18 protein-coding genes and 1 tRNA gene are annotated in these 22,028 nt (G+C 73.0%); 7 read left to right on the plus strand and 12 right to left on the minus strand.

Features of this window, described 5'->3' with window-relative positions:
- Positions 1-106: 106 nt before the first annotated feature.
- Complete coding sequence (locus ABZV31_RS18420) at positions 107-2,179, minus strand: EAL domain-containing protein (protein ID WP_355894717.1); 2,073 nt, start codon at positions 2,177-2,179, stop codon at positions 107-109.
- A 506-nt stretch (positions 2,180-2,685) separates the two neighbouring features.
- On the opposite strand from ABZV31_RS18420, the gene ABZV31_RS18425 reads away from it, so the two are divergent.
- Positions 2,686-4,008 carry a M6 family metalloprotease domain-containing protein gene (locus ABZV31_RS18425; RefSeq protein WP_355894720.1) on the plus strand — a complete coding sequence of 441 codons (1,323 nt, stop codon included), beginning with the start codon at positions 2,686-2,688 and terminating at the stop codon, positions 4,006-4,008.
- A 204-nt stretch (positions 4,009-4,212) separates the two neighbouring features.
- Here the strand turns inward: ABZV31_RS18425 and ABZV31_RS18430 are convergent.
- The 7 genes from ABZV31_RS18430 to ABZV31_RS18460 all read right to left on the minus strand — a co-directional run bounded on the left by ABZV31_RS18430 (position 4,213) and on the right by ABZV31_RS18460 (position 10,846).
- Positions 4,213-4,286: transfer RNA gene (locus tag ABZV31_RS18430), tRNA-Lys, on the minus strand.
- An 11-nt stretch (positions 4,287-4,297) separates the two neighbouring features.
- A complete protein-coding gene (locus ABZV31_RS18435) occupies positions 4,298-4,909 on the minus strand; it encodes a bifunctional DNA primase/polymerase (protein ID WP_355894722.1) in 612 nt (203 codons plus the stop codon).
- A gap of 199 nt (positions 4,910-5,108) precedes the next feature.
- Positions 5,109-5,483 (minus strand): hypothetical protein, encoded by a 375-nt coding sequence (locus ABZV31_RS18440; protein ID WP_355894725.1) that lies wholly within the window; start codon positions 5,481-5,483, stop codon positions 5,109-5,111.
- Positions 5,484-5,645: 162 nt separating this feature from the next.
- Positions 5,646-7,052, minus strand: a complete 1,407-nt coding sequence (locus tag ABZV31_RS18445; protein WP_355894727.1) for an AAA family ATPase — start codon at positions 7,050-7,052, stop codon at positions 5,646-5,648.
- Positions 7,049-8,707, minus strand: coding sequence for a hypothetical protein (locus ABZV31_RS18450; RefSeq protein WP_355894729.1), 1,659 nt, complete (start codon positions 8,705-8,707; stop codon positions 7,049-7,051). Before ABZV31_RS18450 ends, ABZV31_RS18445 begins: the two co-directional genes overlap by 4 nt.
- Positions 8,698-9,777, minus strand: a complete 1,080-nt coding sequence (locus ABZV31_RS18455; RefSeq protein ID WP_355894732.1) for a hypothetical protein — start codon at positions 9,775-9,777, stop codon at positions 8,698-8,700. The genes ABZV31_RS18450 and ABZV31_RS18455 overlap by 10 nt, the downstream gene beginning before the upstream one ends.
- 76 nt (positions 9,778-9,853) lie before the next feature.
- On the minus strand, positions 9,854-10,846 hold the full coding sequence (locus tag ABZV31_RS18460) for a phosphatase PAP2 family protein (RefSeq protein WP_355894735.1): 993 nt from the start codon (positions 10,844-10,846) through the stop codon (positions 9,854-9,856).
- A 203-nt stretch (positions 10,847-11,049) separates the two neighbouring features.
- Here ABZV31_RS18460 and ABZV31_RS18465 point away from each other — a divergent pair, with 203 nt between their 5' ends.
- Entirely contained in the window at positions 11,050-11,646 is a 597-nt protein-coding gene (locus ABZV31_RS18465) for a histidine phosphatase family protein (RefSeq protein WP_355894738.1), read from the plus strand.
- Positions 11,647-11,668: 22 nt separating this feature from the next.
- Here the strand turns inward: ABZV31_RS18465 and ABZV31_RS18470 are convergent, their stop codons facing one another.
- Positions 11,669-13,111 (minus strand): hypothetical protein, encoded by a 1,443-nt coding sequence (locus tag ABZV31_RS18470; RefSeq protein WP_355894740.1) that lies wholly within the window; start codon positions 13,109-13,111, stop codon positions 11,669-11,671.
- A gap of 288 nt (positions 13,112-13,399) precedes the next feature.
- On the opposite strand from ABZV31_RS18470, the gene ABZV31_RS18475 reads away from it, so the two are divergent.
- Complete coding sequence (locus tag ABZV31_RS18475) at positions 13,400-13,837, plus strand: hypothetical protein (RefSeq protein WP_355895030.1); 438 nt, start codon at positions 13,400-13,402, stop codon at positions 13,835-13,837.
- Between the two features lie 119 nt (positions 13,838-13,956).
- The gene (locus ABZV31_RS18480; RefSeq protein ID WP_355894743.1) at positions 13,957-14,826 is read left to right on the plus strand and encodes a fused MFS/spermidine synthase; all 870 of its coding nucleotides are present in this window, start codon (positions 13,957-13,959) and stop codon (positions 14,824-14,826) included.
- A 79-nt stretch (positions 14,827-14,905) separates the two neighbouring features.
- On the opposite strand, the gene ABZV31_RS18485 is transcribed toward ABZV31_RS18480, so the two are convergent.
- A complete protein-coding gene (locus ABZV31_RS18485) occupies positions 14,906-15,427 on the minus strand; it encodes a hypothetical protein (protein WP_355894746.1) in 522 nt (173 codons plus the stop codon).
- A 108-nt stretch (positions 15,428-15,535) separates the two neighbouring features.
- Between ABZV31_RS18485 and ABZV31_RS18490 the strand changes: the two genes are divergently transcribed.
- The 3 genes from ABZV31_RS18490 (at position 15,536) to ABZV31_RS18500 (ending at position 19,226) form a co-directional block, all read left to right on the plus strand.
- The gene (locus ABZV31_RS18490) at positions 15,536-16,240 is read left to right on the plus strand and encodes a response regulator transcription factor (RefSeq protein WP_355894748.1); all 705 of its coding nucleotides are present in this window, start codon (positions 15,536-15,538) and stop codon (positions 16,238-16,240) included.
- A complete protein-coding gene (locus ABZV31_RS18495; protein ID WP_355894751.1) occupies positions 16,237-17,637 on the plus strand; it encodes a HAMP domain-containing sensor histidine kinase in 1,401 nt (466 codons plus the stop codon). The genes ABZV31_RS18490 and ABZV31_RS18495 overlap by 4 nt, the downstream gene beginning before the upstream one ends.
- A 110-nt stretch (positions 17,638-17,747) precedes the next feature.
- Positions 17,748-19,226, plus strand: a complete 1,479-nt coding sequence (locus tag ABZV31_RS18500) for a cellulose binding domain-containing protein (RefSeq protein WP_355894754.1) — start codon at positions 17,748-17,750, stop codon at positions 19,224-19,226.
- Between the two features lie 340 nt (positions 19,227-19,566).
- Here ABZV31_RS18500 and ABZV31_RS18505 read toward each other — a convergent pair whose 3' ends face one another.
- Both ABZV31_RS18505 and ABZV31_RS18510 read right to left on the minus strand, forming a co-directional pair.
- Positions 19,567-21,003 (minus strand): GH1 family beta-glucosidase, encoded by a 1,437-nt coding sequence (locus ABZV31_RS18505; protein ID WP_355894757.1) that lies wholly within the window; start codon positions 21,001-21,003, stop codon positions 19,567-19,569.
- A 115-nt stretch (positions 21,004-21,118) separates the two neighbouring features.
- On the minus strand, positions 21,119-22,021 hold the full coding sequence (locus ABZV31_RS18510) for a carbohydrate ABC transporter permease (protein ID WP_355894760.1): 903 nt from the start codon (positions 22,019-22,021) through the stop codon (positions 21,119-21,121).
- Positions 22,022-22,028: the final 7 nt, after the last annotated feature.

Raw genomic sequence — 22,028 nt, forward strand, 5'->3', positions numbered from 1 at the left:
CGGCAGGTCAGGGCCGACGGCAGCTCGGTGGTCCGGCAGGTCAGGGCCGACGGCAGCTCGGTGGTCCGGCAGGTCAGGGCCGACGGCAGCTCGGTGGTCCGGCAGGTCAGGGCCGACGGCAGCTCGGTGAGTCCAGCAGCTCGGAGATGCGATCCGCCGGCACCGGGCGCGAGTACAGCCAGCCCTGCCCGGTGTCGCAGCCGATCCGGCGCAGCCGGCTGGCCTGGTGGGACGTCTCGACGCACTCGGCGGTGACGGTCAGCCCGAGCCGATGGGCGAGCTGGATCATCGCCTCGACGATGACCTCGTCGGCGGGGCTCGGGGGCACCGCCGTACCGTCCCGCTCCTCGTATTGGAAGCCCCGTACGAAGGAGCCGTCCAGCTTCAGCACCGACACCGGAAGGCGGCTGAGGTAGGCGAGGTTCGAGTAGCCCGTGCCGAAGTCGTCGATGGCGATGCGCACGCCCATGTCGCTGAGCGCCTGCAATGCCCGGAGCGGGCGGCCCGCCGAGCCCATCACCGCCGACTCCGTCAGCTCCAGTTGCAGGAGATGGGGTGCGAGGCCCGTCTCCGCGAGGGTCTGCGCGACGTCCGCGACGAGGTCGGAGTCCCACACCTGACGGACCGCCACGTTGACGCTCACGAAGAGCGGCGGCTCGTCCGGATGGTCCAGCTGCCAGCGGCGGGCCTGGCGGCAGGCGGTGGTCAGCACCCAGCGGCCGAGCGGCACGATCGAGCCGTCCTCCTCCGCCAATCCGATGAACCGATTCGGCGTCAGCATGCCGAACTGCGGGTGCCGCCAACGGATGAGGGCCTCCACCCCGCTCAGCCGCCCGTCCTCCATGCCGACCAGCGGCTGGTACTCCAGGGTGAACTCGCCGCGTTCGATGGCGGGTCGGAGCGTGGAGGCGAGGGCCTGGCGGGTCATGCGGTGGGCGTTGCGTTCCGGGTCGAACAGGGTCCAGCGGGCCTTGCCGTCGGCCTTCGCCCAGTACAGGGTCGTGTTGGCCGCCTGCATCAGCGCGGTCGCCGTCGTCCCGGCCGCGTGCCGTTCGACCACGCCGATCGACGCCGACACCGACAGGCGCTGCCCGGAGATGTCGAACGGCGCCTGGAGGGCCTCCAGTACCGACTCGGCGAGATCGGCCAGTTGCTCGGTACCGGTCGAGTCCTCCACCAGCAGCGCGAACTCGTCGCCGCCCAGCCTGGCCACAAGCAGGGCGCTGGCCCGGCCGTAGCCCGCCTCGTCCGCGCAACGGGTCAGCCGTTCGGCCACGGCGGCGAGCAGCCGGTCGCCGATGCGGTGGCCGAGGGTGTCGTTGACCGCCTTGAAGCCGTCGAGGTCCAGATAGCACAGGCCGACCCGGCCGGTCCCGCTCTGTTCGCACGACTCCGCCTCCAGCGCGGCCGACAGGCGCTCGAAGAACAGTGTGCGGTTGGGCAGCCGGGTCACCGGATCGTGCATCTGCAAGTGCCGCAGCCGGGCCAGGAGTTCGCGCCGGGCGCTGATGTCGGCGATGGAGAGCAGCAGCCCTTGGGACTCGGGGGGCAGGGGCGTGACCGTGACCTGGACCCACAGGGAGTGGCCGTCGGGGTGTTTGAGGCGGCGGGTGCAGCGCAGTCTGGCCTGGCGGCCGCGGAGGACCTCACGGTAGGCGTGCCAGGTGCGGGTGTCGCACGTCAGGTCCAGCAGATCGGCGGCGACCTGCCCGGCGAGTGCGTCCGGGCCGGAGCCGAGCAGCGCGCCGAGGGTGTCGTTGGCGGTGACGACCAGGCCCTCGCGGTCGACGACGGCCATCGCGAGCGGCGCCGCGGAGAAGGCGGACCGGAAGGGCGGGGGGAGAGGGCGGTCCGGATCGGCGGGGGCGATGTGCTCCGCAGGGGTGATGGCGTCCGGTGGGGCGGGGGCCTCCGGAGGGGTGGTGGCGTCCGGTGGGGCGGGGGCCTCCGGAGGGGTGGTGGCGTCCGGTGGGGCGGGGGCCTCCGGAGGGGTGGTGGCGTCCGGTGGGGCGGGGGCCTCCGGAGGGGTGATGCCCTCCGCAGGGGTGCTGTGCTCCACAGGTGTGGGTCCGGGTGCGGTCTCGGCCAACTCGGTGAGGGCGAGGGACGGTGCCGTCGGCGCGGACGCAGGCGCGGGCGCGGACGACGCGGCGGCGCCGGAGACACGCTCACCGGTCATGGACGCGACCGGCTCGGTACCCGGAGGCGCAGCAATGTCACTCTCTGTGATGTTCGGCCCAACGGGGTCTGCCGCGGGCGCCGGCCCTTCGGACGTTCCGCTCACCGCTCGCTCCCGCAGTGCACTCGGTCTTCGTATCGGTCTCGTCGGGATGGTCGGCCGGGTGATGGGCGGCCGCCCGGCCCGTGTCCGCGCAGGAAAGTGCCAGGAAAGTGTGCCGATCATAGATGCTGGCTCCGGACCCTTCCAGCCACTTACCGGTCTCCCGGAACGACCGGCCCCTGTGGCAGATCGTTTCTGCCCGCACCTGGACGGGTTCTTCAGGTGGCCGACCACTTGTGACGTTCCGTGAGTGGTCCGGGGGTGTCGGGTCCCCGGACCCGTGTCGGCTCCCTGCCCGGTGAACTCGGGCCTCTCACCCTTCCGGTGCAGACAAACAGGGCGTACCCCAACAAACTCGCACAGTCTGGGTGCGGTGTCCCCGCGAACCGCACCCGGAGGTCTCCGTGCCGCGTCAGCTCCCCCTGAAGGTGCTCAGCCGTGAGGCCCTCAAGGGGCTCGGCCGGGCAGGGGCACGGCCCCGACTGCGCAGCACCGCGGCCGTGTTCACCACCCTGTCGGCCCTCGCCGCGACCTCGATCCTGACCGGGCCGTCGGTCGCCGAACCGTTCTCGACCGCGCCCTGCGCCCTGCAGCGGACGGACGCGCACCACTCGGAGGGACTGGACACCTGGAACGCCGCCTATGCGCGGCCGACCCGGTCGCTGGACGCCGTGATGGTGTTCCTGTCCTTCCCGGACTCGGTCCCGCTCACCACACCGGCCGAGCTCGCCGACGACCACTTCCCGGCCACCAGCCGGTTCTTCGAACAGGCCTCCTACGGCAGGTTCGCGCTGCGCCCGCACCCGCTGCGGCACTGGGTCCGGATGCCGCGGCCGTCCACGGCGTACGCCATGCACCGGGACTGGAACGCCGCGAACCGGGCCGCCTACCTGCGCGACGCGCTCGCCGCGGCCGACCCGGAGGTCGACTTCTCGCGGTACGACGTCGTGTACTTCGTGGCCGACCCGGACGCGCCCGGCGTCGACTCGGACGCGACGAAGGTCGTCAACCTGGACACCCCGCTGCAGGCCGACGGTACGGACATCCACCGGGTGGTGACGGTGTTCGAGCGGCATCCGCCGGACCGGCTGGTGCTCGCGCACGAGACGGGGCACGCCTTCGACCTGCCGGACCTGTACCACCGGCCCGTGGACGGGAAGGGTGACTGGGACACCTACGTCGGGGACTGGGACCTGATGGGGAGCCAGTTCGCACTGTCCCCGGATCTGCTCGCGTGGCACAAGTGGAAGCTGGGGTGGCTGGAGCCGCGGCAGGTGACATGCGTGCGCGGGGTCGGGACCACGCGCCTGACGCTGGAGCCGGTGGAGGCGGGGCCGACGGGCGCGGGCGCGGTGGCGGTGGCCGCCGCGGGGGCGCCGGCGTTCGGGATGGGGAACGGGACGAAGCTGGCGGTGGTGCGGACCGGGAGCGACAGCGTGCTGGCCATCGAGGCGCGGGCGCCGCTCGGGAACGACGTGGCCGGGTGCCGGCAGGGGGTGCTGGTGTACCGGGTGCGCAGCGGGGCGGAGTCGGGCGGCGGCCCGATCGAGGTGATCGACGCCCATCCGCACACCCAGGCCTGCTGGGAGAACTCGGTCTACCCACCCCTCGCCGACGCGCCGATCGCCGTGGGTGAGACCTTCACCGTGCCGGACGACGATGTCCGCGTGGAGGTGGAGGGCCTCACGGCATCGGGTGCGTACACGGTCAAGATCACCCCCGGGTGACCCCCACGGACACCTCTCGACCCACGCCCACAACGGGGACCTGAGGGGGCTGACCTCGTGGGGAACCTCTCAACCCACGACCGCACCCCCGACCTGAAGGGGGTGCGGGTGGCGAAGCCTCCACCACGCGCGGCGAAGCCGCGCGACAACAGAGATGGCGAGGAGGTTCGCGCTGTCCGCGAACACACCTCGCCATCGCCATCGTGCGCCGCCAGGGACTCGAACCCCGGACCCGCTGATTAAGAGTCAGCTGCTCTAACCAACTGAGCTAGCGGCGCCTGCTGACGTCCTAGACATTAGCATCCTGGTCGGCGGGAGGAAAAATCGATATCCGCACGGCGTCCCGGGCCGCCCGCACGGCCGCCCACAGCAGGATCTCCGGCCCGGGCAGCCAGGGGTGGCGGGTGTCCGGGGCGACCAGCCAGCGGGAGGCGAACCGGCCGGGGGAGGTGTCGCCGACCAGCGCCGGAAGGGTCACCGCGTCGCCGTGGCCGTGGCACAGCAGCGGCGGGATGTCGCCCGTACGGCCGTCCTCCCTGCCCTGGGCGCCCCACGCCTCCCACTCCAGCAGCGAGGGCAGCCGCTGGGCGGTGCCCGGCGCGGCGAACAGCAGCATCCGCCCCCGGTGGACGGCCACCGGGCCCGAGCCCGGGCCCTTGTCCCACAGCTGGTCCAGCATCCGGCGACCGAAGATCGCGGGCGCATTGACGACGTCGAAGGGGGAGCCGCAGGGCAGGACGACCGGCGCGTCCGGCCGCTCACGCCAGAGGACGAGCGTGCTGCGGGGATGCGTTCCCGCCGAGGCGAGCCAGGCGGCACCGTCCGAGGTGACACCCGAGGCGTCGGACCGGCGGTCACCGACGTGGTCGCCGAAGAACGGTTCGTTTCCTGTGCGGCTCATGACGGATAGATCTACCGGCCGTGAGCGTGCGCTTCCACAGGGTTGCGGGAAATCCGGACAGGGACGGGCGGGAGGGGGTATCTTGCCCGGCCGGCATATGCCAGCACGTGGCCTTGTCACACGGGCCGGCCTCGCGCACGGGGCCCGCCTTGTCACATGGGGCCGCCCGCGTCACATGGGGTCGGCGTCACATGGGATGTCACATGGGATCGGCGGGGTTGCCGTGTCCGCTGCCCTCGACGCCCCGCAGCAGGTCCCGCCCGAACTCCACCATCTTCTTGGCGTAGTCCTCGGTCCAGTCCGCCCGCTCGGCGATGTCCGCCGGGGTCAGCCGGTCGAACCGCCGCGGGTCGGCGAGCTGCGCCGCCGCGATCGCCTGGAACTCCACCGCGCGGTCGGTTGCCGCCCGGAACGCGTGCGTCAGCTCCGTCGCCCGCGCGAGCAGCGCCCGCGGGTCCTCGATCGACTCCAGGTCGAAGAAGTGCTCGGGGTCGGCGGCCGCCTCGGCGGGCTCGAAGAGCAGGGGCGCGGGGCGTAGCCGCGGTTCGTTGCGACGCGGCGTGGGCTCCGCCATGTCTTCTCCTCCTCGTACGGTTCGGATGGCGCCGCCTTGTGGAAGGGCCACCGTCCATTGTCTCGCGGAGGCGCAAGGGGGGCGGGCCGAGCGCACCCGGGAGCTCTCAAGGATCCCGGACCACCCGATGTTCCCGGCGCCGCGCGCCGGCCCGCGTGCCGGTCACGGTCGCCAGGTCACGCGGTGTTCCGCGAGATGTGCCAGCACCGCGTGGTTCGCCTCCCAGCCGTCCGGGAACTTCACGGTCACCCCCAGCTGCACCGGCTCGGTCGACGGGTGGTCGTCCAGCAGTTCGGTCACCCCCGCCCGGCACACCACGATGCAGGCGTGCCGGTGCCGGGAGGCGAGCACGCACAGGCGGCCGGTCTCCAGGTGGAAGGCGGTGGCGTCGGGGCGGCCGGAGAGCGGGTGCAGGACCACCGTGACGTCGAACTCCCGGCCCTGCAGCCGGTTGGCGGTGTCCACGGTCACGTCCGTGACGCCCAGCTCCGCCAGCGCCACCCGCACGGTCGCCGCCTGGTCCCGGTGCGCGGTGCCGACGGCGATCCGGTCCGCGGTCAGGGGAGCGGGATCCGGCATGGGGGTCCCCCCTGCTCGAGCGGAGCCGAGAGCTTGGGGGAGCTCCGAGGTGGCCGCTCCACCGCGCTCCAGCAGCCGTCGCACGACCGTCGCCACCGCCCGGACCGCCTCCGGGTCAGTCCGCGGAGTGTGCCGCGCGGGTAGCTCCAGCAGGCCCCAGCCGGACTCGGCGGCCTCGTCGATCACCCGGTCGGGGCCGGAGCCGTCGGACGGCACGGCGAAGGCGAGCCGGCGGTCGCCGTGGCCGGTGCCGCTGCGGAAGGGGGTGTAGGGGTAGAAGGCGGCCGAGACCAGCGGTGCGGCGGACGCCGGGAGCCGCCAGGACACCGGCAGCCGGTGCTGCGGCAGCTCGGGGTTGTGCGCGAGCAGGGTCGTCACGGCGGAGGCCGACGGGTCGTACGACAGGCCCGCCCACTGCTCGCTGCCGACGAGCGCGAACGGGTCCAGCTGCCCCGGATCGCCGACGAACAGCGCCCGCTCGAACAGCCCGGCCACGGCGAGCAGCGCGTCGGAGCGCATCTGGTACGCCTCGTCGACGATCGCGTGCCGCCAGGGCTCGTCGACCTTCACGTGCGCCCACTTGGCGGCGGTCGACAGCACGACGTCGAGCCCGGCGAGGTCGGCGGCCTTCGCCGACTTCCGTACGTTCGGCAGGTCGTCGAGCGCCTTGTCGTACGGGTCGGCATCGCTGCTGTGCAGCCGGCCGACGGGCAGCTCGGGGTTCTTCTCGGCGAGCCGCAGGACCAGGTCGTCGACCTGGGCGTTGGTCTGCGCCACCACCATCAGCGGACGCCCGGCGGCGGCCAGCTCGAGCGCCGCGCGGACGACGAGCGTCGACTTGCCGGCGCCGGGCGGGGAGTCGACGACGACACCGCGGTGCGGGCCGTGCAGGGTGTCGCGCAGGATCGCGTCGGTGGCACGGGCGGCCGCGGCACTGGGATCGAAGCCGTGCTCCGCGGCGCCCTCCTCGGTCGTGGCCCGGATGGTCACAGGACGTCCTCCTCGGTCACGGGGTCGGCGGCCTCCGGCGCGGTCGCCTCGCCCGGCGGGCCGCCGTGCGTCCACGGCGTCTCCTCCGGCTCGGGCAGCTTCGCTCCGCCGCGCTGCTCGTGCTCGAAGAGCGTGAAGCAGACGCGGTCGCCCTTCTCGGGCACGGACCCGGCCTCGGGTTCCTTGCCGCGGCCCATCTTGTCGAGGACGCGCAGCACGATGAGGACACCCTCGCCGTCGTCCTCCTCGTACCCCACGAACTCCTCGTACCCCACGAACTCCTCGTACCCCACGAACTCCTCGTACCCCACGAACTCGGCGGCCTGCGGCTTCCCGCCCAGCGACCGGTACACCCTGGCCCGCTCGTCCAGGTGCGGCCGGTCGTCCGTGCGCACGGTGACCAGCGGGCGCGGGCTGGGCCGCTTGCCCTCGCTGTACGCCATGACGACGTCCGTGACCTCGCCCGCGAACGCCTCTCCGGCGAGCCGCCGCCCCGCCATGACCAGCGGGTCGTCCAGGGCCTCCTGGGCCTCCAGCCGGGCCTGCTCACGCTCGCGCGTGGCCAGCTTGTTCGCCGCGGTGACCGCGTCGTCGCGGCGCGGCTGCGGCGGCTCGCCGGCGAGTACGCGGTCGCGGTGGCCCGTGAACGACCAGCGGTCGCGCGTCCACCGTTCCTCGACGTGCGCGCCCTCGGGCAGAGCCCGCAGCAGGTCGAGGCCGTCCCACACCTTGTTCCACGTCGGGCGGGTGCGGCTCTCGACGAGGGCACGGATCTCCTGTTCGGCCGCGGTGAGGGCGCCGAGCCGGTCGTCCGCCTCCAGGCCGTCCTCGGCGGCGGCGAGGGCGGTGCGCGCGCGGTCGTAGCGCTCGACGGCGGGGGGGAGCAGCTTGTTGTCGAACGCCGGGTCGGTGGCCGGGCCCGCGGGCGGGCACACCAACTGGCCGTCCGCGTCCCGCGCGAGCTCGGCCCGCAGCGCGGCCTCGGCGCCGGAGACGCCCTCCGGCGGGTCGATCCACGCCAGCAGCGCCCCGAGGTGCTGATCCTCCAAGCTGGACTGTCCCGTGGTCCAGTGCCGGGCCAGGAGGTCGGTCAGGGCCAGCAGCAGCGAGGAGCCGGGAACCCGGGCCCGCTCCCCGAAGTGGGTCAGCCACCGCCCGAGCAACGGCACCCGGGGCGGGGCCGGGTGCGGGTCCTCCGGGTCCTGTTCGGCGGTGCGCCGGAAGCGCATGGAGCGCCCGAGCAGCCGTACGAAGTCGATGCCCGCGCGGCTCGGCACGATCAACTGGGGCGCGTCCGCACACAGTTCGACCTCGACCTTGACCCGCTTGCCGGTCTCCGGATCGGTCTCGGTGCGCTCGGCGGCCTCGACGACGTCCGCGTATCCGTCGATGTACGGCAGGACGACGTCGGCCAGTTCGGCGAGGAACGCGAACCTGAGGTCCCGGTCGCGCGGCTGCGGTACGACGAGCAGCCGGGGCGCGTCCCGCTCCGTGCCGACGAGCGCGCCGAGCGGGGCGCCCGCCTCACCGGCGGTGGTGAGCGGCACGAAGACCAGGGGCCGCTCGGACAGATGCCGGTGCCGGACGGTCGCGGCGGGCTGGGCACGCCCGGCCCGCACGGCCTCCATACGGCCGAGGGTGTCGATCAGCGACAAGGGGTCACCTCCTGACCGGCCCGAAGGGCGCCCTGGTGAACCGAGCTCGGTGCCTCCGGGCCGGTGTCGCCCGGCGTTCCCCGTCCGGCGGATGCCAGCGCCTCCGCCCGCAGTGCGGCCGCCCGCCGCAGGGCCGCCACCGCCGGATCGTCCGGGTCGCCCACCTCACCGTGGGCCGCCGCCAGGACGTCCTCGACCGTGGTCAGGCCGCCCAGTTCGGCGCGGACGGAGCGGCCGAGGGAGGTCACCGCGCCGGCCGCGCGGGACCGCTCGCGGCAGTGGAAGGCCAGCTCGCACGCGGTCAGGCACTCGGGCGCGTACGTCGCCGGGACCGCCTCGACCGCGGCCGTCAGCTCCTCGGCGGGCAGCTCGGGGGAGAAGCAGACGCCCTCGGGAAGGGCGTCGGCGATGTCCTCGATGCGCGTCAGGCGTGTCAGCTGGCGGGCCGTCACCGCGCGCTGCTTGCGAACGTCGACGGCGGCGGCGGTGGGGAGGTTGGAGAAGTCCTTGGGGCACACGAGCAGGACCCGGTGCCGCACGCGCGGGGCGGGGTCCATGTGCACGGCGACGTCCTCCAGGGCCAGCACGTAGACCGCCGCCTGTCGCGCGGCCGCGCCCACCTTCGACGGGTCCGCGGAACCGTCCAGCATCGGGAAGGACTTGATCTCCACGACCGTCCAGCTGCCGTCCGGGTGCACCACCACCGCGTCCGGCTCCAGGAAGGCGGGGGAGCCCGCCACGTCCAGCGCCAGCATCGGGTGGTCGAGCAGCGTCCAGGTGCCCGCCCCTGTGGCCTCGCGCAGCGCCAGCGCCGTACGCGCCGCGCGCCCCTCGGGGCCGACGGCGGTCAGGTCGGGGACGTGGGCCTCCTGCGGCGGCTCGGCGCCGGGGTCCAGCTTCTGGTGCACCAGTCGCAGCAGCTCCGCGCCGCCGTCCGCCTTGACCCGCGCCTCGAACGCGTTGCCCCGCATGAAGGCGAACTGCGACTGCCCGAAGGCGGACGGCGCACCCAGCGCGCTCGCCAGCGTCGCCTTGTCCACCCCCGCGCCGTCCAGGATCGCGCGCCGCATGCAGCCGGGGTTCGCGGCCAGCGCCGCGAGGGCGCGGGCGTCCAGCGCCCTGGCCGGTACGCCGGGTCCGCGCAGCTCAGCGAGCCTTCCCCAAGCTCTCGGCTTCGCTCGAGGAGGGGAGACCCCAACCCGGAGCGCCGTCCCCCGCGTCCGCGGGAGAGGCACCCGGCTCGGCTCCGGGACCGAACCGTGCTTTCCGCTGCCGTGGAATTCGCTCACCCGCCGAAGTCTGGCATCCACCACTGACAACGGGTGAACCTGCGCCACGAGAGAGCCCCGTGACCGCCGGGACCCGGTCCGCCAGCGCCGCCCCGATCCGGTCCGCGCGGCGCATCACGAACGGCGCGAGCAGCAGCCCGCCCCCCATCACGGCAACGCCCGCCACCGCGTCCAGGAAGTAGTGGTTCGCGGTGCCCATCACCACGAGCGCGGTCAGCAGCGGATAGGCGACGCCCGTGGCCTTCGCCGTGCGCGTGCCGCCGTAGCGCCACAGCATCACTCCGCACCACAGCGCCCAGCCCACGTGCAGGCTCGGCATGGCCGCGTACTGGTTCGTCATGCCGCCCAGGCCCCGCGGGGCGCTGGCCTGGCCGCCCCACCAGCCGTACGAGCTGTACTGGGCCATCGTGTCCACGAAGCCGTGGCCCGCCGTGAGCAGGCGGGGCGGGCAGGTCGGCAGCAGGGTGAAGCCGATCAGGCCGATGAAGGTGGACGTCATCAGCCAGGTGCGGGCCGCGCGGTAGTGCGCGGTGCGCGCTCTGAACAGCCAGACCAGGATCGCGGGCGTCACCAGGTAGTGCAGCGACGCGTACCAGAAGTCGGCCGGGACGCCGAGCCAGGCCTCACGCGTGAAGAGGCGGTTGAGGGGGTGTTCGGCATTGAGGTGCAGCAGCTTCTCGACGCGCAGGATCGCCAGGCCGTGGTCGACGGCTCTGGAGACGTCACCGCGGGCGAGGAGCCGGCCCGCCGAGTAGCAGGCGTACACCAGCAGGATCAGCGGCAGCTCGGTCCACCAGCGCAGCCGGGTCCGTGGGGCCGCCTCGATGCGCGGTGCCTCGGTCTGCGGCATCCGATGCCCCTCCCCCTTCTTGTCGTTGCGGCGCCTGGTGGTGTCCGGTCGGTCGTGTCACTTTACGGTGTATGCCCAACCCTCGTGGAGCGCCCTCGGCCCTCAAAGACGCAGAGATCGCCCACCGGGTTGCCCATGCACAGCGTGCGCGATGATGGAGGAGTTCCGGCCCCCGATTTCTCTTTCTCCCGGAAAGGCTCCTCATGGCACCGCGCATCCTGCTGGCCCGGCACGGACAGACGGAGTGGTCGCTGTCCGGAAGGCACACCGGCAGGACCGACGTTCCTCTCCTGGAGGAGGGCCGGCGCGGCGCGAAGCTGCTCGGCGAGCGGCTGCACCGGGCGCCGTTCGACGGCCTGCCCGGGGTCGAGGTCCGCACCAGCCCGCTGGCACGCGCGCGTGAGACGTGCGAGCTCGCCGGCTTCGGCGACCGTGCGACGGTCTGGGACACGCTCATGGAGTGGAACTACGGCGCGTACGAGGGCCGGACGCCGGAGGAGATCCGGGCCGTGCGGCCGGGGTGGCTCATCTGGCGGGACGGCGTTCCCGAGGGCGAGACCCTCGCCGAGGTGACCGCGCGGGCGGACGAGGTGGTGGCCTGGGCGCGCGCGGAGGACCGCGACGTGCTGGTCTTCGCCCACGGGCACATCCTGCGGTCGATCGGCGCGCGCTGGCTGGGCCTGCCGATCGACTTCGCGGCGCGGATACGCCTCAATCCGACGTCCTTGTCCATCCTGGGCTGGGCGTACGGCGAACCGGCGATCGAGAGCTGGAACGACATGGGGCATCTGGCCGGTTAGCCGACGGGCGCCCGGTGCTGCCTCACGCCGTACGCGGCACCGAAGCGTGCCTCTCCAGGAACGCCGACACCCCCGACGCCCGCCGGTGCGGCAGCAGTACCCGCGCCGTCCCCGCCAGCATCGTCTGGACGCGGGACGACTGGACCTGGTCCAACAGGTCCAGCACCCGCATACCGGCCGCCGCGGCCTCGTCGGGACGCCCCCCGCGCGCGAGGTCGTCGGCCAACTCGGCCTGGTACAGCGCGATGTTCCGCGTGAAGTGCGGGTCCTGGAGGTGCGCGGCCCGCCGCGCGTGCCGGGCGGCCCGCGTCCAGTCGCCCAGCGTCGACCAGCACTGCGCCTCCAGCCCCTCCAGCTCGGCCTCGCCGTAGAAGCTCATCCACTCGGGGTCGGCGTCCGAGGGCCCCCTCTCGAAGAGCGCGTGCGCACGGGCGAGCGCCTGTGCGCAGCCGGTGCGGTCGGCGAGTCCCGCCCAGCCGCCCGCCTCCCGCAGCGCGAGCAGCGACATCAGGCGCGCGGAGCTCAGTCCGCGCCCGACGCGCTGCGCGGCCTGCGCCGCCCGCAACGCCTCCCGCGGCCGCCCCGCATCCCGCGCGAGGAACGCCGAGTTGCAGAACGCGTGCGCCTCAAGGGCCGCGTCCCCGGTCATCCGCGCGGTCGCCAGCGCCTCCGCGTAGTGCGAGCGGGCGTCGTCGAAGCGCCCCGAGTCGTGTGCCAGCCAGCCGACGGAGATGGCCAGTTCACCGGCGCCCGCGTGCAGCCGGTCGGCGGTCGTCTGCCGGGTCGCGCCGGCATCGAGCAGCGCGTACGCGGCGCGCAGCGGAGTCGCCGCGCGCCGGTAGAGACCGTCCGCGCCGTGCCGGTCGTCGAGCAACCGGATCCTGCGGACGGCCTCTTCGAGGGCGCCCGCCTCGCTCGCCCCGGGGCGGCGGACGGGACGGTCCGCGGCCGACGCGTCGAAGGCGAGCCCCAGGGGGCCCAGCGAGGCGGCGGCCATCGTGGCGCCCCCGCGGGTCATGAATGCGCGACGCAGCACGTCGCTCTCCTCGTGGTCTTCGTGCGGGTGGTACGGGTCCTGCGGGTCATATGGGTGGTGAGCTCCCCCTGTTTCATGCGGGGCATATGCCGGGCTTGTGGTGCACGAGGGGGGCGCGTCCTCGGGGGAGCGCGCCCCGCGTCCGCGGACGGACGAGCGGGGTGCGAACCCCAGGTCGGCGAGCGTCCGGCCGGGGAACATGTGCAGGAACACCCGTTCGTAGGCGTAGTTGGGGCAGCGGATCTCGCCCGCCTCGACCCGGCCGATGTAGCGCGCGTCACAGCTGACCCGCTCACCGATCTCGCGGGCGGCCCGCCGCACCGCCGCGGCGAACTCCGCCGGCGAGCGCTGACCGCGCAGTCGCCGGAAGGCGGGATTCGGCCGCGGTGGCTGGGGGGACTGAGACGAGGTCACCGTTGACGACGCCATGGCCGGGCCCTCTCGTGCGAACCGTCGAACCGTGCCGGGTTCAGGGTGGGTTGTCCGAGTGGCGCCCTGTTTCCGGCGAGCAAGAACGTACCTGCTGTGTCCGGTCCGCCACGCAGTGTTCGGCTACAAACCGGATATCTCACCCAGGATCTGCCATGAACTGCCATCCTTTGCGGCGGAATTCCGCCGTAGCCGTTGACGCGCCCGGGGCGTTGAACCCTGTGGACCGGGAGCCACCCGACTCCCGACCCGCTCGCTCACGAGGAGGGTTCCGTGGTGGAGGCCGGGATGGAGACCAGCCAGAGCATCGATCGTTGTACGCCGCCGGTGACGGCGGGGCACGCGCCGGCCCCGGAGTGCAGCGAGCCGCCGCGAGCGGAGGCCGCGTGCGACCTGGTGACGGTACCGGCGCGGCATGGGCTGGAGGCGTTCGACATTCTGCGCCGGGGGACGGGGGACGCGGTGGGGCCCGTGCTGCACGACGACGGCGGGGACACGCTGGGGTTCGTGGTGCCGGCTGGGACGGCTGCGGAGTGGGACGTGCCCGGGAGTACGTGCACGGAGACCGACGGGCGGGGGCTCCGGCTGGCTCCGGAGCCGCCGGTGGAGGGGTCGGACTGGCTGGTGCCGCCCGGGGAGGCCGACCCCGCGACGGACCCGGTGGTGCTGCGGCGGGCGTTGGGGGAGGCGGCACGGACGATCGAGGCCGCGGACAGCTGCTGCTGACCTCGGCCGTCCCGGCGTCCGGTGCCGGGGTTGCCGTCACGGCCTCCCGGCGTCCGGTGCCGGGGTTGCCGTCACGGCCCGCGAGGGCGGGGCCGACCGCACCTCCGCATAATGGCCGAATGGGAAAGTCCAGGAACCCCCGGCGTGGGCGTGGAGCCGGCGAGGCCGTCGTCGAGCAGGTCGACGGGGGGCTGGCTCAGCTCGTACCCGATCGGGAGCGGGCGCGGGGCTGGACGCTGTTGATCGACGGGGCTCCGCAGTCGCACGTCGATCTCGACGACCCGGCGTATCTCTCCTTCGAGTACCAGCGGCGGCTCGGGCACGTCATCGATCTCGCCGCCCCCTTCGGGAAGCCGATCCACGCCGTGCACCTCGGCGGTGGGGCGCTCACACTCGCGCGGTACGTCGCCGCCACGCGACCCCGGTCCACCCAGCAGGTCGTCGAGTGGGACGCGAGCCTCGTGCAACTGGTGCGCCGGGAGCTGCCGTTGGATCCGAACGCCCGGATCCGGGTGCGGTCGGTGGACGCCCGGGAGGGACTGGCCAAGGTGCCGGACGGGTGGGCCGACCTCGTCATCGCGGATGTGTTCAGCAAAGCCCGTACGCCCGCCCACCTCACGTCGACGGAGTTCCTCGACGAGGTGCGCGGGGCCCTGAAACCGGGCGGTGTCTTCGCCGCCAACCTCGCCGACGGGCCGCCGCTCGCCCATCTGCGCGGCCAGATCGCCACCGCCGCCGCCCGGTTCCCCGAGCTCGCGCTGGTCGCCGACCCGGCCGTGCTGCGCGGCAAGCGCTTCGGCAACGCGGTGCTCGTCGCCTCCGACCTTCCGCTGCCGGTCGCCGAACTGACCCGCCGGGCCGCCTCCGACCCGCATCCGGGCCGCGTCGAGCACGGCCGGGCACTCACCGACTTCACCGGCGGCGCCGCACCCGTGACGGACGCCGCCGCCGTCGCGTCACCGGCCCCGCCGCCTTCCGTGTTCCGCTGACCGGGACTTCCGGCCCTGGGACCTGTCTGACAATTCCCGCCGGGCCCGCGGCTGATCCGACGCAAATATCAGACACGCCCTAGTAGTTGCCCACCTCCACGTGAGGCGGTCCGTCGTGCCAGGTGCAGATCACCGACACCCGGTTCGCGCCCGAGGTGAACTCCACGCGGATCCAGGTCTCCGTCTTCCACACCTGCATCGACCAGCCCGTGCCCGGCGTCGCCGAGACGAGGGACGCGGAGGTCCGGCGGAGGTCGAAGACGACCCGGCCACCGGCCGTGTCGTAGCTCTTGACCTGGCCGGAAGTGGTGGGGGACGGGCTGGGGCTCGCGGTCGGCGCCGGCTTCGACGGGGTGGGGGCCGGCTTGCGGGGCGTCCCGCTCGGTTTCGCCGACGGGCTCTTCGACGGGGCCGGCCGGTGGGTGGAGGAGGCCAGCGGTTCCGACTCCTGCGCGGTCGCACCGGCCGCCGTGATGGGCAGGGCGCGGGGCGGGTCGTAGGCCGTGCCCGCCATCACCGTGTGGACGCCCCACCACGACAGCGTGACCGCCGCGCCCGTGGCGAGCGACCAGGCCAGTACGTGTACGAGTCCTCTGCGCATCGCGGCCATATTGCCCTACCAGTCCCACTGGTGTCGCCCCAACCGAGTCCCGGGGAAGTTGTCCACAGGCCCGGACCCGGCCCGCCCGCATGGCGTACGGTGCGGCGCATGGCACGTGTGCTCGTGGTCGAGGACGACCAGTTCGTACGCTCGGCGCTCATCCGGCATCTGACCGACGCCTCGCACACCGTGCGCAGCGTCGGTACGGCACTGGAGGCGCTGCGCGAGGTCGCCCATCTCCATTTCGACGTGGTCATCCTGGACCTCGGACTGCCCGACCTGGACGGCTCCGAGGCCCTGAAGATGCTGCGCGGCATCACGGACGTCCCGGTGATCATCGCCACCGCGCGGGACGACGAGGCGGAGATCGTCCGGCTGCTCAACGACGGGGCGGACGACTACCTGACCAAGCCGTTCTCGGTCGAGCACCTGTCCGCGCGCATCGCCGCCGTACTGCGCCGGGCCCGCTCCGGCGCCGGGGACGCCCCGCCGTCCACCGTCATCCGCGTCGGCGGCCTGACCGTGGACCCGCTGCGCCGCGAGGCCGAGTTGGACGGCGTACGGCTGGACCTCACGCGCCGTGAGTTCGACCTGCTCGCCTTCCTGGCCGGCCGGCCCGGCGTCGTCGTCCCGCGCAAGGAGCTGCTGGCGGAGGTGTGGCAGCAGTCGTACGGCGACGACCAGACCATCGACGTCCATCTGTCGTGGCTGCGGCGGAAGTTGGGCGAGACCGCCGCCCGGCCCCGCTATCTGCACACCCTGCGGGGCGTCGGTGTGAAGCTGGCGCCGCCCGGGGCGGAGCCGCCGCGATGAGATGGGCACTGGTCAAGGTCTGCCTGGCGGTCACCACCATGGTCGTGGTCGCCTTCGCGGTCCCGCTGGGTCTGGTCATCAAGGAGATGGCCCGGGACCGCGCCTTCTCCAACGCCGAGCGCCAGGCCGCGGCGGTCGCCCCGGCGCTGTCCATCACCACCGACCGCGACCAGTTGGAGCGGGTAGTCGCCTCGGCGGGCCCGGGGGCGGGGATGGCCGTGCACATACCGGCCGCCGACGGCAAGGCCGTCGACATCGGGCGCAGCCGCGCCGCGGGCAAGGACATCGCGACCGTGCGGAAGCTGGGCCGCGCCTCCACCACCGAGGTGCCCGGCGGCTCCACCCTGCTTCAGCCGGTCGCGCTGAGCTCCGGCGCGATCGCGGTCGTCGAGGTGTACGTCCCCGAGGCCGAGGTCAGCAACGGCGTCGGCACGGCCTGGGCGGTGCTCGCCGCGGTCGGCGTGGCGCTCATCGTCGGCTCGGTCGCCGTCGCCGACCGGCTGGGCGTACGGATGGTGCAGCCCGCTCAGCGGCTCGTCGAGGGTGCTCACGAACTGGGGGAGGGGAAGCTGGGCGCGCGGGTGCCCGAGGAGGGGCCGACCGAACTGCGGCTCGCGGCGGCCGCGTTCAACTCCATGGCCGACCAGGTCGTCCAGCTGCTCGCGAACGAAAGGGAGTTGGCGGCCGACCTGTCCCACCGGCTGCGCACGCCCCTGACCGTACTGCGGCTGAACGCGGCCTCGCTCGGCGACGGGCCGGCCGCCGAGCAGACCCGGACGGCGGTCGCCCAGCTGGAGCGCGAGGTCGACACGATCATCCGCACGGCCCGGGAGGCCAAGCCACAGACAGCGGCCGCCGGTCCGGGTGCCGGGTGCGACGCGGCCGAAGTCGTCCGGGAGCGGATGGAGTTCTGGTCGGCGCTCGCCGAGGACGAGGGCCGCAAGTGGAGGGTGGCCGGGGTGGAGCGGCCGGTGCGCATACCCGTGGCCCGCGCCGACCTGGCCGCAGCGCTGGACGCCCTGCTCGGCAACGTCTTCCGGCACACCCCCGAGGGCACGGCCTTCGCGGTCGACGTGCACAACGGCGAGGACGCGGTGATCGTGCTGGTCTCCGACGCGGGCCCGGGCATACCGGACCCCGAGGCGGCGATGGCGCGCGGCCGCGGCTCCGGCACCGACGGCTCCACGGGGCTCGGCCTGGACATCGTGCGCCGCCTCGCGGAGTCGACGGGCGGGGACGTCCGGATCGGCTCGTCGGTGCTCGGCGGCACGGAGGTGCGGATCTGGATCCAGCTGGACGGGCGGGCGCCCGTGCGGCGCGGGCACCGGGGGGCCGTGCGGCGGCGCCGATCGGGCAAATTGGTCTCGACCTTTAACCGTCCCCGATCCCTTCCTTAAGCGCACCCTAAGATCCCCAACGACCGCCCGGATCAAGCCGTTTGCCCGATTCCGGGCCGCTAGCGTGCTGCCGCACCCCACCACCCGTGAACAGCGAAGGCAGGCACGCGATGAGCACGCACCGGCGCAAGGTCAGTGGCAGGAACAAGGCGATAGGCGGTCTGGTGGCCGCGGCCGTGGCCGGTGGTGGCGCGATCATGTTCACCGGTATCGCGCAGGCGGCCGGCGTCGGCGCCGCGTACACGAAGACGAGCGACTGGTCGACGGGTTACACCGCGCAGTACGTCGTGACGAACAACAGCGGCCAGACGGAGAAGGACTGGACCCTGGAGTTCGACCTGCCCTCGGGGGCGAAGCTCAGCTCGCTGTGGAACGCCGAGTCGAACGTCAGCGGGCAGCACGTCACCGTGAAGCCGGCGAAGTGGGACACCGACGGCCTGGCACCCGGCAAGTCGGTCACCGTCGGCTTCGTGGTCAACGGCACCGGGGACCCGACTGGTTGTCGCATCGACAACGCCCAGTGTTCCGCGGACGACAGCGCGACCCCGGAGCCGAGCGGCCGCCCGACCCAGTCCGCGACGCCCACCCCCACCCCCACCCCCACCCCCACTCCCACGCCCACTCCCACTCCCACGAAGTCCTCCACCCCGACGCCCACCGCGTCCCCCTCCCAGAGCACCGGCACCGGCACGACCGCCGACGCCGGATTCGCGCCCTACGTCGACACCTCCCTCTACCCGGCCTTCGACCTGGTGGCGAGCGCCGACGCGACCGGCGTGAAGAACTACAACCTCGCCTTCATCACCGACGGCGGTGGCTGCACCCCGAAGTGGGGCGGTGTGACCGACCTCGCGAGCGACGGGGTGGCGGCCCAGATCGGCGCGCTGCGCGCCAAGGGCGGCGACGTGCGGGTCTCCTTCGGCGGCGCGTCCGGCTCCGAGCTGGCGACCACCTGTTCCTCGGCGGACGCGCTGGCGGCGGCATACGGCAAGGCCGTGGACCAGTTCAAGCTCACGAAGGTCGACTTCGACGTCGAGGGCGGCGCGCTGCCCAACACGGCCGCGAACACGCGCCGCGCGCAGGCCATCGCCAAGCTCCAGCAGCAGCACCCGAACCTGGACGTCTCCTTCACCCTCCCCGTCATGCCCGAGGGCCTGACCCAGGACGGTGTGAACCTGCTGTCGAACGCCAAGTCCAACGGCGTGAAGATCTCCGCGGTCAACATCATGGCGATGGACTACGGCGCCTCGTACAACGGCGACATGGGCACCTACGCCGAGCAGGCCGCCACCGCCACCCAGGCCCAGGTCAAGGGCGTCCTCGGCCTGTCCGACAGTGCCGCCTGGAAGACGGTTGCCGTCACCCCGATGATCGGCGTCAACGACGTCTCCGCCGAGGTCTTCAAGGTCGACGACGCCACCCAGCTGGTGAACTTCGCCAAGTCCAAGGGCCTCGGCTGGCTCTCCATGTGGTCCGCCACCCGCGACAAGCAGTGCGACGGCGGCGCCAAGCCCACGGCCGACGCGACCTGCAGCTCCGTGGTCCAGGACAAGTTCGCCTTCTCGAAGGCGTTCGGCACCTTCAACTGACCGGCGCGCGGGCACGGCGGCACCGGCCGCCATGCCCGTGCCTATATAGCCGGGCCCGGGCCGATCTTCGGCCTGGGCCTGCCGTCGGGAGTCACAAGGACGCACGGGCCTGTTTCTCGTGCCGTTCGCCCGGGCCGTCCGCGCGATCCCACGTCGGGCAACGGCGCCTCCTACCAGCCGACCGGGAAGGAGGGGACGTACACCGTCGCCTCCGACCACACCCCGATCACGGTCATCAGCGACGGCAAGCTCACCGGGATGACCGAGGTCCACGGCTCCTGACCCCGAGGGGCGCGGCACTCCCCTCCGCCCCGCGTGCCGCGCCCCGCACGCACCCCCGTCAGACGCCGTCCACCGGGGGGAGTTCACCGGTCCGGGCCGCCTGCCCGTACCAGTGGGCGCTGGATTTCGGCGTCCGGGCGAGCGTCGCGTAGTCGACGTACACCGCGCCGAACCGCTTGCCGTAGCCGTACGCCCACTCGAAGTTGTCCATCAGGGACCACAGGTAGTACCCGCGGACGTCCGCCCCGTCCGCGATGGCCCGGCGGACCGCCGACAGGTGGCCGTGCAGGTAGGCGATGCGCTCCGGGTCGTGCACGCGGCCGTCCGCGTCCACCTTGTCGTCATAGGCCGCGCCGTTCTCGGTGATGTACAGCGGCAGCCCCGGAGCCTCCCGCGTGTACCGCATGATCAGCTCGTGCAGGCCCGTCGGGTCGATCGACCAGCCCATCTCCGTGCGCTCGCCCGGCGTCTGGTGGAACGCCACGTCGTCGGCGCCCGGCCAGGGCGAGTACGCGCTCGCGCCGTGGCCGTCCGCGCGCGGGCCTTCCTGTGTCGCGTCCGCCGCCGACACCAGCGCGGGCGTGTAGTAGTTGAGGCCGAGGGCGTCCAGCGGCTGGTTGATCGTCTGCAGATCACCGTCGAGGACGTACGACCAGTCCGAGATCGTCGAGGTGGCCTCCAGCAGCGTCTCCGGGTACGCCCCGTGCAGCATCGGGCCGTGGAAGACGCCGTTGGCCAGGTCGTCGATCTTCCGGGCTGCCGCCAGGTCCGCCGGGTCCTGCGACACCGTCCGGACCACCGAGGAGTTGAGGCTGACGGCGACCGAGTTGCGGGCCGGCATCACCGACCGCAGCGCCGAGGTGCCCAGCCCGTGTGCCAGGTTCAGATGATGGGCCGCGCGCAGCGACGCCAACGGGTCCGTACGGCCGGGAGCGTGCACCCCGGAGCCGTAGCCGAGGAAGGCGCTGCACCACGGCTCGTTGAGCGTGATCCACTGCTCCACCCGGTCGCCGAGTGCCTCGCCCACGAGCTGCGCGTACTCGGCGAAACGGAACGCCGTGTCGCGCTCCGGCCAGCCGCCCGCGTCCTCCAGCTCCTGGGGCAGGTCCCAGTGGTAGAGCGTGACCGCCGGCTTGATGCCGTGCGCCAGCAGCTCGTCGACCAGGCGGCGGTAGAAGTCCAGGCCCACCTGCACGGCAGGGCCGCGGCCCGTCGGCTGCACGCGCGGCCAGGAGACGGAGAAGCGGTAGGCGTTCAGCCCCAGCTCCGCCATCAGGGCCACGTCCTCGCGGTAGCGGTGGTAGTGGTCGACAGCGATGTCACCGGTCTCGCCGCCGGCCGTCTTTCCCGGCGTACGGCTGAAGGTGTCCCAGATCGACGGCGTGCGGCCGTCCTCCCGCACCGCCCCCTCGATCTGGTACGCGGAGGTCGCGGCGCCCCAGAGGAAGGCGGGAGGAAAGGTCACCGGGGTCACCGGCTGTGCGGACTCAGGCATGGAAGCGCTCCCATGGGAGGTCGAGAAGACCGACGGTTAGGAGGGGAGGAGGGGAGGGAAGGAGAGGCGGGGCCGAGGCGGCGGTGACCCGGCCCCGTGAGGCGTATGGCGGGCGTCAGCCCTTGACCGCGCCCTGCATGATTCCGCCCACGATCTGCTTGCCGAAGATCGCGAAGACCAGCAGTAGCGGCAGCGTGCCGAGCAGCGCACCCGCCATGATCAGTGACTGGTCGGGGGTGTAGCCGCGGCCCAGGCCCGCGATGGCGACCTGCACGGTCGGGTTGCCGGTCTGGGTCAGCACCAGGAACGGCCACAGGAAGTCGTTCCAGGTCTGCACGAACATCAGCATGCCGAGGACAGCCATCGCGGGCCGGGCCGCCGGGAACACCACGTGCCACACCACGCGCCAGCTGCTCGCGCCGTCCACCCGGGCCGCCTCGATGATCTCGTCCGGCAGCGCCTGGATCAGGTACTGCCGCATGAAGAACACACCGAACGCGCTCACCAGCGACGGCAGGATCACCGCCTGCAACTGGTCGGTCCAGTCCAGCTTGGCGACCATCATGTACAGCGGGATCACACTGAGCTGCGGCGGCACCATCATCGTGCCGATCACCATCAGCATCAGGGCGCCCCGGCCCTTGAAGCGCAGCTTGGCGAAGGCGAACCCGGCGATCGTCGACAGGAAGACGATCGTCGCCGCCGAAACACCCGCCACGATCGTGGTGTTGAGGAACGCCTTGCCCAGGTTGGCGTCCGACCAGGCGACCTTCAGGTTGTGCATCAGGTTCGAGCCGAACCAGAAGGGCGGCGGGGTCTGCGCCAGGCGGTTGTTGTCGCGGGAGGCGGCGATCGCCGACCACACCAGCGGGAACAGTGACCCGAGGGTGAACAGGGCCAGGATGATGTACGCGATCGGGCCGCCGTGCAGCTGCCCGCCGGCGCGGGCGGCCTTGGACGGGCGCACCCGTCGCGGCTCGGCAGGCGTTGCCTCGGGTTTCGTCAGGGTCGTCGTCACGGCCGGT

This window comes from Streptomyces sp. NPDC005202 (assembly GCF_040608235.1).
Classification (GTDB): Bacteria; Actinomycetota; Actinomycetes; order Streptomycetales; family Streptomycetaceae; genus Streptomyces.